Origin of the sequence: Vallitalea guaymasensis (assembly GCF_018141425.1) — a bacterium.
In the GTDB taxonomy this organism is placed as follows: domain Bacteria; phylum Bacillota; class Clostridia; order Lachnospirales; family Vallitaleaceae; genus Vallitalea; species Vallitalea guaymasensis.
In genome coordinates, this window is sequence record NZ_CP058561.1 from 4,364,768 (window position 1) to 4,378,336 (window position 13,569).

10 protein-coding genes are annotated in these 13,569 nt (G+C 31.4%); all 10 read left to right on the top strand.

Features of this window, described 5'->3' with window-relative positions; all coding sequences use genetic code 11:
* The first annotated feature begins 18 nt into the window (after positions 1–18).
* Positions 19–2,052 (top strand): urocanate hydratase, encoded by a 2,034-nt coding sequence (locus HYG85_RS18700; RefSeq protein ID WP_212690939.1) that lies wholly within the window; start codon positions 19–21, stop codon positions 2,050–2,052.
* A 13-nt stretch (positions 2,053–2,065) separates the two neighbouring features.
* Positions 2,066–2,965, top strand: coding sequence for a glutamate formimidoyltransferase (ftcD, locus tag HYG85_RS18705; protein WP_212690940.1), 900 nt, complete (start codon positions 2,066–2,068; stop codon positions 2,963–2,965).
* Between the two features lie 60 nt (positions 2,966–3,025).
* The gene (hutI, locus tag HYG85_RS18710; protein WP_212690941.1) at positions 3,026–4,279 is read left to right on the top strand and encodes an imidazolonepropionase; all 1,254 of its coding nucleotides are present in this window, start codon (positions 3,026–3,028) and stop codon (positions 4,277–4,279) included.
* 40 nt (positions 4,280–4,319) lie between these two features.
* Positions 4,320–4,937: a cyclodeaminase/cyclohydrolase family protein gene (locus HYG85_RS18715; protein WP_113671463.1), complete on the top strand. Its 618-nt coding sequence runs from the start codon at positions 4,320–4,322 to the stop codon at positions 4,935–4,937.
* Between the two features lie 386 nt (positions 4,938–5,323).
* On the top strand, positions 5,324–7,246 hold the full coding sequence (locus HYG85_RS18720; RefSeq protein WP_212690942.1) for a cache domain-containing protein: 1,923 nt from the start codon (positions 5,324–5,326) through the stop codon (positions 7,244–7,246).
* A gap of 78 nt (positions 7,247–7,324) precedes the next feature.
* Positions 7,325–7,744, top strand: coding sequence for a PPC domain-containing DNA-binding protein (locus tag HYG85_RS18725; RefSeq protein WP_212690943.1), 420 nt, complete (start codon positions 7,325–7,327; stop codon positions 7,742–7,744).
* Between the two features lie 168 nt (positions 7,745–7,912).
* The gene (locus HYG85_RS18730) at positions 7,913–8,923 is read left to right on the top strand and encodes a LacI family DNA-binding transcriptional regulator (RefSeq protein WP_193774347.1); all 1,011 of its coding nucleotides are present in this window, start codon (positions 7,913–7,915) and stop codon (positions 8,921–8,923) included.
* A 213-nt stretch (positions 8,924–9,136) separates the two neighbouring features.
* Positions 9,137–10,756, top strand: coding sequence for a response regulator (locus tag HYG85_RS18735; RefSeq protein WP_212690944.1), 1,620 nt, complete (start codon positions 9,137–9,139; stop codon positions 10,754–10,756).
* Complete coding sequence (locus tag HYG85_RS18740) at positions 10,750–12,543, top strand: sensor histidine kinase (protein ID WP_212690945.1); 1,794 nt, start codon at positions 10,750–10,752, stop codon at positions 12,541–12,543. The genes HYG85_RS18735 and HYG85_RS18740 overlap by 7 nt, the downstream gene beginning before the upstream one ends.
* Positions 12,540–13,535: a substrate-binding domain-containing protein gene (locus HYG85_RS18745; RefSeq protein ID WP_212690946.1), complete on the top strand. Its 996-nt coding sequence runs from the start codon at positions 12,540–12,542 to the stop codon at positions 13,533–13,535. Before HYG85_RS18740 ends, HYG85_RS18745 begins: the two co-directional genes overlap by 4 nt.
* The last annotated feature ends 34 nt before the right edge of the window (positions 13,536–13,569 follow it).

A 13,569-nucleotide genomic window follows, 5' to 3' on the forward strand; every position in this document is an offset into this window, starting at 1 on the left:
TATTAAGGGGATGGTTTAATGTTAAGTAATTCAGAAGTATACAATATGATGGATATCAAATTGGATTTTAGAGAAGGTCTACCAGAATATTCAAAGTTCCAAGATGGAATAAGAAGAGCACCTAAGAGAGAGTTTACATTGACACAGGAAGAAACAGAATTAGCACTTAAAAATGCGCTAAGATATATCCCAGAAGAATATCATGAAGAGCTTGTACCAGAGTTCCTAGAAGAATTATTGACCAAAGGACGTATATATGGTTATAGATTTCGACCAGAAGGTAAAATAGTGGGAAAACCTATTGATGAATACGAAGGGAAATGTATAGAAGGTAGAGCTTTCCAAGTCATGATAGATAATAATCTGGATTTTGATATAGCTCTATATCCATATGAATTAGTGACTTATGGGGAATCAGGCAGTGTATTTCAGAATTGGATGCAATACAGGCTGATAAAAAAATATCTGAAAGAGTTAACTACAGACCAAACATTGGTCATAGTATCAGGTCATCCTCTAGGATTCTTCCATTCAAGAGAAGATGCACCAAGAGTTATGATAACCAACGGTCTTATGGTGGGAGCTTTTGACGATTATGAGAACTTCAATCGAGCAGCTGCACTAGGAGTTGCTAATTATGGACAGATGACTGCTGGTGGTTGGATGTATATTGGACCTCAAGGAATAGTTCATGGAACATATAGCACATTGCTTAATGCAGGAAGATTAAAACTTGATATTGGAGAAGATGATGACCTATCAGGCAAGTTATTCGTTTCTTCCGGACTTGGCGGGATGAGTGGAGCACAAGGAAAAGCAATTAAAATATCAGGCGGTATTGGTATCATTGCTGAAGTAGATTATTCAAGAATAAAGACAAGATACGACCAAGGTTGGATAAATGAGATTACCAATACACCAAAAGAGGCTTTTTCTCTAGCAAAAGAATGTATAGCCGATAATAAGTCATATGCCATAGCATACCACGGTAATATTGTTGACTTGCTGCAATATGCAGTAGATGAAGATATACATATAGATTTGTTATCAGATCAAACATCTTGCCACGAAGCATATAACGGTGGATACTGCCCACAGGGAATTACTTTTGAAGAAAGAACCAAGATGTTAGCGACTGATAAAGAAAGCTTTAAAAGCTTGGTTGATAAAACTCTTAAGAATCATTATGAAGTCATTAAGAAACTTGTATCAAAAGGAACTTATTTCTTTGATTACGGTAATTCTTTTATGAAAGCTATTTATGATTCTGGTATCAAGGAAATTTCTAAAAATGGTAGAAATGATAAAGATGGATTTATATGGCCTTCATATGTAGAAGATATCTTAGGACCTGGGCTTTTTGATTATGGATATGGACCTTTTAGATGGGTTTGCTTAAGTGGTAAAGAAGAAGATTTAATCAAGACTGATAAAGCTGCCATGGATTGTATAGATCCTTCAAGGAGATATCAAGACAAGGATAATTATGTTTGGATAAAGGATGCACAGAAGAATAAATTAGTTGTTGGTACTCAGGCAAGAATATTATATCAAGACGCTTTTGGAAGATTGAAGATAGCTCTAAGATTCAATGAAATGGTTAGAAAAGGGCAAGTAGGTCCTATTATGCTAGGTCGTGACCATCATGATACAGGAGGAACCGATTCTCCATTTAGAGAAACTTCCAATATCAAGGATGGCAGTAATATAATGGCTGACTTGTCTACTCATATATTCGCTGGAAACAGTGCTAGAGGCATGAGCTTGGTTACTCTACATAATGGCGGCGGAGTAGGAATCAGTAAATCAATCAACGGTGGATTCGGAATGGTTCTTGATGGTAGCAGAAGAGTGGATGAAATCCTTAAGAACGCTATCCTATGGGATGTTATGGGAGGTGTAGCAAGAAGAGCTTGGGCAAGATGTGAAAATGCAATAGAGACTTCTGCAGGGTACAACGATATGATGAACGGACTTGACCATATTACACTACCTTTTATAGCTGATGATGAAATGATTTCCAAGGAAGTCAAAAAAGTTTACGGTAAATAGGGAGGAGAAAATCATGCAAAACAAAATTGTAGAATGTGTACCTAATTTTAGTGAAGGAAGAGACCTTGATAAGATTGAAAAAATAGTTGAACCATTGCGCGGTAAAAAAGATGTGAAATTGTTGAACTATGAAGCCGATAAAGATTATAACAGAGTTGTAGTTACAGTAATGGGAGAACCTGAAGCTGTTAAGAATGCAGTAATTGAAGCTATTGGAGTAGCTACAAAGCTTATTGATCTCAATAAGCATGAAGGACAGCATTCTAGAATGGGTGCTACGGATGTAGTTCCATTCATACCAATAAAAAATATGACAACAGAAGAATGTGTAAAACTTGCTAATGAAACAGGAAAAGAAATAGCTGATAAATATGGTATACCTGTGTTTTTATATGAAGATGCTGCTAATTCTCCAAGCAGAACCAATCTAGCTAAAATCAGAAAAGGACAGTTTGAAGGAATGAAAGACAAGATTAAGCAGGAAGAATGGAAACCTGATTTTGGTGAAGCAAAAATCCATGAAACTGCTGGAGCGATAGCAGTAGGTGCTAGAATGCCTTTAGTAGCTTATAACATTGATTTAGACACTCAGGACGTGGAAATAGCTAATAAGATATCCAGATGCATTAGACATTCTAGCGGAGGATTTCGATATATTAAAGCAGGTGGTGTCAAAGTCGAAGAAAGAGGTATAACTCAAGTTACAATGAATATCACTAATTATACTAAGACATCCATCTATCGTGTGTTTGAAACAGTTAAGATGGAAGCAAAAAGATATGGTGTGAATGTTTTAGGTAGTGAAATAGTTGGGTTGGTTCCTATGGAAGCTTTAGTTGATTCAGCGGCATATTATCTAGGTCTGTATGGATTTTCAATGGATAAAGTCATAGAAACAAATCTGATGGAGTAATCAATTTTATAACATGTTCCTAGTAACCTTGATTAATAATTAGTAAAGGGTGAAAATAGTATGAAAAGAACGATTATTAAAAATGCCAGCCAACTAGTAACATGCAGTGGATTCAAGGCTAAAAAAGGTAAAGAAATGAATGATCTAGGTATAATAGAAAACGGTGCTGTTGTTATTGAGGAAGGTATCATAAAATGGGTTGGTAAGACACCAGATATTCCTAGACAATTCGAAAAGGTTGCTGAAGTCATTGATGCAACTAATAAAACTGTTCTTCCTGGATTTATAGATTCTCACACTCATTTTGTATTTGGAGGCTATCGAGAAGAAGAATATTCTTGGAGATTAAAAGGCGACGACTACATGGAAATAATGCAAAAGGGTGGTGGGATAGTAAATAGTGTAAGACAGACGAAAGAGGCTTCAAAAGATTATCTGATAAGGATAGGAATGAAAAGATTAGATTCCATGCTTTCGTTTGGTGTAACCACTGTTGAAGGTAAAAGTGGTTATGGTTTGGATTATGATACAGAGATTAAACAGTTGGAAGTAATGAAAAAACTTGATATCAGACATAAAATTGATGTAGTCCCTACATTTTTAGGAGCTCATGCTGTACCAAAGGATTACAAAGGCAGAGAAGATAAATTTATAGATCTTATGATTAACGAAGTATTACCTCATGTAGTGGATAAAGACTTAGCAGAATTCTGTGATGTTTTTTGTGAAAAAGGAGTTTTTTCATTAGAACAATCAGAGAGAATGCTGTCAGCGGCTAAGGAAAAAGGATTGAAATTGAAAATCCATGCTGATGAGATAGTTCAGTTAGGCGGAGCAGATCTTGCTGCCAAGTTAGGTGCTGTTTCAGCAGATCATTTACTGATGGCATCTGATGAAGGAATAAGAGAAATGGCTAAGAACGACGTAGTAGCCACCCTTCTTCCTGGTACTGCATTTAGTTTAAGAGAAAATTTTGCAAGAGCAAGATACATGATTGATAATGACTTGGCTGTAGCCTTGGCTACTGATTTTAACCCAGGCAGCTGTTTTACAGAATCTATTCCATTGATAATTGCTCTGGCAACTCTATATATGAAAATGTCCATAGAAGAGACTATAACTGCTCTTACAATCAATGGCGCAGCAGCTCTTGATAAAGCAGATAATATAGGAAGTATTGATGTGGGTAAAAAAGGTGATGTTGTAATACATGAATATCCTTCTTATAAGTTTATTCCATACCATATAGGGGTCAGTACAGCAGAAAAAGTTATTAAAGATGGACAGATGGTCTATTATAAATACGAACAATAGATATTCTAGGAGTCATATATAATAAAGGGAGGTTAATAAAATGTTGATAGATAAAAGTGTCTCTCAGTTCTTGGATGCAACAGCATCTAACGATCCAGTTCCAGGCGGAGGGTCAATAGCTGCCAGTAGTGGTGCAACAGCTGCAGCTTTGGTGGAAATGGTAGCCAATTTAACTATTGGTAAGAAAAAATATGAAGATGTCAATGATGAGATGAAAGAAATATCTAAAAAAGCTAATGATCTACGACAGCAGTTATTAAAATATATAGATATCGATTCAGAGGCATTCAATAGAGTTATGAATGCTTATAAGCTGCCAAAAGATACAGAGGAACAAAAAATCGTAAGAAAAATGACAATACAAAATGCTATGAAATATGCTGCATCTGTTCCGCTGGAAGTTGCAAAAAAATCTTATGATATTATGGAGCTGTCCATGAGAGTTGTAGAAAGTGGAAATAAAAATGCCGTAACTGATGGTGCTGTGTCAGCAATGATGGCTAGGACAGCTGTATTATCAGCTATATACAATGTAAAGATAAATCTTTCATCCATAAAAGATAATATCTATGTTGAAAAAGTTGATAGTGAAGTAAGTTGGCTGGAAATGAATGTAAACAGTAAAGAGAAAGAAATATTAGGTAAAGTAGAATTGTAGGATTACATAATTACATAGTTTCAGAGTCTATTAGGAGAATACTAATATAAATTAGCTTTTTGTTGGAATATTTTTGACAACATATTATTTTATTTCAGAGTTCATTTGGCTAATTTGTATATGTATTCTCCTATTATTTATATTCTAATATGCTTTATGGTAAATATTAATAAAATTCTATGTATAATATGAATTATTTTTCGTGGTTTTTCAAAAAATACTCCTTGGAATATATAAATCATGTACAGAATTACATTTGCATAAAATATGTAATAATTATATAATGATAGTATTGATTTACATATTTTGGCTAAAGGCATGACATTGTGCCAATAAATAAATAAAATGACTTAATCTTGACTGTTGATTCTGCTGGGGGTATAAGAATGCGAACATTTCTAAGAGTAAAACCGTTATCCTATATAAGAGAAATTATATTTTTATTTATGATAATTATATCGTTATCCATAACCCTTTTCATTATTACCATGTCATATAATAAATTTGAATCCGATAGTAAAAAAATAAGAGAACAATATTATTCCCATCATAAAAAGGTTATCAAGAGTGAAGTTGATAATATATGTCAATATATGGATTATTACATAAACAAATCAGAAGAAACATATAAAGATAATATTAAGCAGCAGGTATATACACTGTACGATATTATCAACAATCATTGTAGAACCAACAATCTCAAATCTAAACAGGAAATAAAAAAAGAAGTATTAGACATTCTTAATAGAGTAACTCCAAGACCATTAACAAACTATTTTGCAATAGAATTGGATGAAGGGAAAATAATAGTACCAACAAAAGGATCAGATAAAACTACATTTGGTACATTAGAATTAATAGAATATAAAGAGATCGAGGGGATTGTTGATCTAGTAAAAAAAGAAGGAGAATCATATGCTAGTCTAGATGGTTCTATACTAGAACAAAAGGGTGATGAAAATCAGAGTGAACTATCCTTCATCAAATATTTTGAACCTTTGAATATGCTAATAGGTTCAGGTATTAATGTTAAGGATTTAGAGAGTGAAGTAAAAGAAGAACTGCTGGATACAATTGAAGATATCAAATATGATACAGACGGATACTTTTATGTAACAGATTACGATGGAACTGCTCTAGCTTTTTCTGATAAGAGTTATATTGGAAAAGACATTACTCTGATAAAAGATATCAAAGGTACAAATGTCTATCAAGAAATAATTGATAGGGTAAACGAAAAAGGCGAAGGTTATTTTGAATATTTTTGGACTAAGCCTTTCTCAGAAGGTGTATTTTCTAAGCTTTCATATTTTAAATCATATGAGAAGTGGGAATGGATTATTGGAACAGGTGTCTATAAAGATAATATTGAAGCCAATGTGCTAGCTATTGAAGTTGATCTTAAAAAAGAAATGAGAGATAATTTATTAAGTGTACTTTTAGTTATTGGTTTATTGGTATTCATGTTGCTATTGTTTCAATTCTACTCTACTATAACAGAATTATCAGTGGATGGAATCCTAATAATCAATTCAGGTGGGCAAGTACTGGATATCAATAAAAAAGGGCTTGAATTAATAGGGATAACTCGTAAAGAAGTAAATGATACCAATATTTTTCAAATGTTCAGAGATAACATAATATCAAAACTGGATAATAGGAAACATGTCTATATTGATAGTGTATTAGAAAATAAAAAAGGTAAAAAAATTCCTGTTGAAATACATATAAAGTTAACTAAAATAAGGAGAAGAGAGTATTATATAGCTTATCTAAGAGATTTGACTAAAAGAATAAACTATGAAAAGAAACTGGAAAAGTTAGCTCTTGTAGATGAGCTGACAGGAGTTTATAATAGAAGATTTTTGATTAGTCAGATTAAATCAGATGTAAACAATCACAGAAAAAAAGATAAACCAATTTCACTGGCAATGATTGACGTGGACTTGTTCAAATCAATCAATGATACATATGGTCATACATATGGAGATGAAATATTAAAATATTTTGCAGATACCTTCAAACAGAATATAAGAGATATGGATTATATTGGAAGATATGGGGGAGAAGAATTTATTATAATATTTCCAGAAACTGATAAAGACTCAGCTTATGCAAGTTTAGATAGAATAAAAAATATTATAAAAAATCACTCATTTAAAGAAAAAGAGTTGAAATTAACTTTTAGTGCTGGTATAGTAGAAATTGATACAAATAACAGTCAATTGAATATAGCTGAATATATTAAAAAAGTTGACCGTCTATTGTATAAGGCAAAGGGAAATGGTAGAGATAGAATTGAAATATAGATAAACATATTTCAAAGACATTTACTTAATAATAGTGATTTGAAATATGTGACAAATTATACGAAAAGGAGAGATTCAATGGAGTTTAAAAAATTTGGAAGCAAGTATGTGGTAAGGTTTGATAAAGGCGAAGAAATCATAGCTACACTAACTGATCTATGTAAAAAAGAAAATATCAAGTTAGGTTCAGTAAGTGCTATAGGAGCAACTAATGAAGTAGAATTAGGTATATTAAATACTACAGATAAATCATACAATTCCTATATCCTTAAGGGAGATCATGAAATAGCAAATCTTATAGGTAATATATCTACTATGAATGGTGAAGTATATCTACACTTACATATTAATGTAGCTAATGATAATAAGGAGATATTTGGTGGACATCTTAACTCAGCAATGGTATCTGCAACTTGTGAAATGATTATTGATGTCATTGATGGTGAAATAGATAGAGAATTCAGTGAAGAGATAGGATTGAATTTGTTCAAATTCTAGTATAGTCAGGGCTATCATATGATAGTCCTGCTAATTGAACTTATTCAGCAATAAACATCCAAATTTTTTAAGTATTACTGGTTTAACGGTAAACAAATTGCTTGACATATGTAACGTTTAGCTGTACTATTACTATCATATATATAAATGAATGAAGGGGTAAAATATATGACTATAAAAGATATTGCTAATGCTGTAGGAGTTACTCCTACTACAGTTTCCAATGTTATTAATGGAAATTATCATAAAGTTTCACAGAAAACTATTGATAAAGTTCAAAAAGTAATAAAAGAATCAGGATATGTTCCTAATAAAAATGCTAGAGCCCTTGCAAATAATTCATCAAAAATAATCGGAGTAATATTTCCAAAAACAACGGAAGGATTTATGCAAGACCCTTTTCACTCTCAAATATTAACAGGTATTGAGAAGATTGTTGGTGCTAAGAAATATGATCTCATGATTAAATCAATAGATAATTACGAAGAAATCTATGAATTGATGAGAAATTGGAGTGTTGATGGTTTTATAATACTTAGTCTTATAGGGTATCAACTTCCACAGCTGGAAAAGTTCAAAAATGTTCCTGCAGTTTTTATTGATACCTATTATGAAGAACTTAAATACATAAATATAGGTTCTGAAGATTATCAAGGTGAATTCAAAGCTGCTAACTATCTGTTAGAAATGGGACATGAATCAATAGGTTTTATATCTTATCATATAGATTATCCAAGTGTTATTAGTATGAGACTTAATGGATTCAAGGACGCTATTGAAAGTAAAGGATTGCCTTTTGACTGTTCAGAGAACGTATTAGAAATAGTCGGGTTTGACCCTATCGGTAAAGACTGCGAAAATAAGATACTTGATTTTGTTAAGGATAAAACTGGTATCTGTATTAGTGCCGATATATTAGCCATTGAAATTATGGAACTATTAAGAAGTAAAGGTTATAGAATACCAGAAGATATATCCATAATTGGATTTGATAATGTTTATTTATCCAGACTTGTAAATCCAAAGCTTACAACTATCAATCAGGATATCATTGCAAAAGGGAAAATAGCTGCTGAGAACTTGATTAATATGATAGAGAAAAATAATAAAGAGAAACCAAATATTAAAATTCCAACAAATCTTATAATTAGAGATTCTGTTAAAAAAATAAATGATTAAGTAAGTTGTATAGTAGGTTTAATAGTAAATGTGCCTTAAAATAAATTTTTTAAGGTGCATTTTTATTTTTACCTTAACCTAAATAACCCATTTGAAAAATCTTTGTTCTCGTGGTATTATTTTGTATATATAACCAAACCAAAGATGAAAAAAGAATAAACAAATAGTATAATTATTAAGGTAAATACAAATATATATCTTAGGAGGAGAGGTATGTATAAAATAATTATTGTCGAAGATGAAATACCTGTTAGAAATGCTATATGTAATATTATTGAATGGGAAGAATTAGGTTATGAACTAGTCTATGTTTCAGGCGATGGACAAGATGCATTAACATACATAGAGAATAAACAGATTGATGTTATTTTGACCGATATATGTATGCCTTTTATGGATGGTCTGGAGCTGTCTAATGAAGCGAAAAAAATATTACCCACTGTAAAAATTGTTATCATCACTGGATATAATGAATTTGAATATGCACACAAAGCAGTAGAAATAGGTGTTGACCATTACTTATTGAAGCCTATAACTGCAGATGAATTTACCAAAATGCTTATAGAAATTAAAAATGAATTGGATAATGAATTCTCTAAGAAGAGAAATCTGTTAGCATTGAAAAAACAAGTAGAAACCAATAAAGACATCCTTAGAGATAAATTCTTGATGAATTTATTATACAATAAAATAAATTCAAATATAATCAGAGAGAAAGTCAATAATCTTGGTATCAAACTAGAAGGAACCAAATATATTGTAGCTGTACTACAACCAGAAAATATAAAAGAAATAGCTGATTCAAACTGGGACTGTGATTATCAATTATTGGAATTTGCTATATTAAACATTTGTAATGAAGTGTTAACCAACTACGGTCAAAATATCTGTATACTAGGGAATGATGACCAGTTGATAATATTTTTTGTTAATGATAATCAAGATGAAATAGAGTTTAGAGATACCATTGATGAGATAATGAATAAAATTATTGTATGCGTTGAGAAATTTTATAACATCGGTATGTATATTGGTGTAGGTGACAACTATGCTGAATTGCAGGATTTGCATTTCTCATATAAAGATGCTTTGAATGCTCTAGAATATAGGGTATTAAACGGAAGTAATAAAATAATTTATAAAATGGATGTTGAAAAGACATCATCCTTCTCTTATCATAAAATTGACGAATACCTTAGAGAACTAGAATATGCCATAAAAATAGGTGGAAATAAAACAGATAAAATCATTGATTATATATTTAGTATAATAATATTTTCTAATGTTCATATATCACAATTCAGAACAATTCTTCTTAAGATAACAACTACAATATTGAAGGCATATGAAGATATCTGTAGTGGATCACCTAATGATGTAATAATTGACTTCAATCAATTCAATGAAGTATTTGGAAAAGAAAAAATAGATGAAGTAAAGACTTATTACAAAAAGCTATGTAAGAATTTATCTAATGAAATAAACAAAGAACGAATAGATATCAAAGCTTCTCAGATGCAGAAAGCCTATCAATTCATTTATAACAATTATCAGAACAAGAGTCTCGATATCAACATGATTTGTAATCATCTTAATATAAGTTCAAGTTATTTTAGCCGTATTTTCAAAACAGAGACAAATGAAACATTTATGCAGTATCTGACAAAAGTAAGAATGGAAAAAGCTAAAGACCTGCTGATGAATTCAGATTATAAAGTATATGAAATATCTGAGAAAGTTGGATATGAAGATCCTCATTACTTTAGTTATAATTTTAAGAAGAAGACAGGAGTGAAACCAACACAATATAGAAAAAAAGAGGTGGAATGTTGAAGAATCTACTTATCAAATTGATTGATAGATATAATTTAAAAAGTATCCAGGTACTTATAACATTTTCATTTTCTATATTAATATTTTTTATTATATGTGCCATAGCATTTTTATCTTATCATATAACAGGGACAGTTGTAGAGGAAAATACCAACGAATATGTTTATCAATTAGTGAAACAAGTTAATAATGATATTGATTATTATCTTAAAACAGTAGAAACCATTGCTGAAAATATACGATATAATAATGATTTAAACGAGTATGTAAGAACTGAAGACCAAGAACTGGAAAAAGATATAATTTCAGATTTGAATACATACGTTGAATCAAGAAATGACATTATTAATATTGTTTTCATCTCTAACAAAGGTAAAGTATTTCACAATAATCTACAATTAAAACTCAAAGATAATATTAATTTTGAAGACTTTGAGTGGTATAAGAAGGCAAAGAATGAAGAGAAATTCGTTGTTTCAGAATCCCATATCCAAAGATTGTTTGAATCAAGATATAAATGGGTCGTTTCATGTAGTACCTTACTTAAAAGTCCATATTATGAAGAAAATCTTGGAGTCCTTCTTGTTGATATAAATTATAATCTTATCAATGATATGGTTAGTTCAATTAAATTAGGACAGAAAGGGTACGTATTCATTGTTGATAATAATGGAGATATAGTCTATCATCCAAAACAACAACTTCTGTACAGTGGTTTGAAATCAGAAGATATGGATACCATATTGAATTCTGAGGACGGTACCAAGACTGTAGTGGAGGATAGAAAAAAGAAACAGTATACAATTACCACATCCAAATATTCAGGATGGAAAGTAGTCAGTTCAGTATATATGGAGGATATACTATCCTATAAACCCAACTTGGATAGATTCTTTTTCATTATGGGAACTCTTGCAATATTTATTTCTATATTTATATCTGTACTAATATCAAGAAGTATTCTCCATCCAATCAAGAAATTGGTTAATACCATGCATCAAGTAGAAGAAGGCAATCTTGATGTATCAATAGATATAAAAAATGATAATGAAATAGGAGAACTGGCAAAAGCTTTTAATCTTATGACAAACAGAGTCAACAATCTAGTCAACCAAAATAAGAAGATAGAGAAAAATAAGAGGAAAAATGAATTGAGAGCTTTACAGGCTCAGATAAATCCTCATTTTCTATATAATACACTGGATTCAATCATATGGATGGCTGAATCAAAGAATTATAAGGCGGTAGTGACTATGACCTCTGCCCTAGCGAAATTGTTCAGGATTAGTATAAGTAAAGGGGAGCAATATATAACTGTAGCTGAAGAGATTGAGCACGTAGAGAATTATTTGAAGATACAGAAGATAAGGTATGGTGACCATCTGGATTATCATATTGATGTAGAGGAAGATATCAAACAGAATAAGATCATCAAGCTTATCATACAACCTATAGTAGAAAATGCTATCTATCACGGAATTAAAAATGTTCCTGGTGGTGGTATGATAGATATAAGTGTGAAAAAATATGATAATAAGATATTAATCACAATTGCTGATGATGGAGTTGGTATGAGTGAACAAGAAATCAATCTGCTGTTTCAAAAAGATAAAGAGTTGCCAAAAGAGAAAAAACTAGGCGGTGTGGGAGTCAGGAATGTTGATAATAGAATAAAGCTGTATTATGGGGAAGATTATGGACTTGAGATTGAGAGTGAGATATACGAAGGAACTACTGTTAAAGCTTGGTTACCCAATATATCAATTATAGGAGGGGATAACGTTTGAAAAAATATATAGTACCCTTAAGTATTTGTATTTCATTAGCGATGTTATTGATAATAGGGTTCGATTTGGCAAAGTCATTTAAATATAATACCAAAGAGAAACCAGTAGTATATATGATTGTCAAGTCCAGTAAACCAAGTGAAGGTTTTGAATTCTGGGAAATAGTTAAGATGGGAGCTGATGTAGCTGCAACTGAATTAGATGTTGATGTAATATTTACTGGTCCAGAAGATGAAACTCAAGTTGAGGAACAAATCAGATTGATAAGAGATGCCATAAAGCAAAAACCTACAGCAATAGTTTTAGCAGCCACGGATTACAAGAAATTACGTGAAGTGGGACAAGAGGTTATATCCAATAAAATAACATTGATTACTATTGATTCACAAGTTGATGTTGATACTGATCATAGTTTTATTGGAACTGATAATATTGGAGCATCCAAAACCATTGCAAAAGAATTAGCAGGTATGATAGATAACAAAGGCAGAGTGGCTGTTATGTCATATGTGTATGGAACATCAACATCAATAGAACGGGAGGCAGGTTTTCGAGAAGTTCTAAAAGAATATCCTGATATTGACGTCATTGAAGAGACTTGGTATAGTAATGGTTCAATAGATATTGCTTATGAAAAAACAAAAGAGATATTAAAAAAATATCCTGATACAAAAGCTATATTCGGTGCTAATGAAATATGTATCGTAGGGATAGGGAGAGCCATAGAAGAATTCGGTTTGAAGGATGAAGTTGTAGTAGTAGGATTTGATTCCAATGAAGAGATAGTAAGTAGAATAGAATCAGGTATCATAGATAAAATAGTGGTTCAAAAACCTTTCAATATGGGATATCAAGGAATAAAAGAAGCTATTAAAATAGCCAATAGAGAAAAAAAACCAGAAATAATTGATACAGGAGCAGTACTTATAGATAAAAGCAACTTGTACACACCAGAAAATCAAAAATTATTGTTTTCTTTTGAGAACAAATAGATTTGTCAAATCGCCTTATCAAAGGTGATTTTTT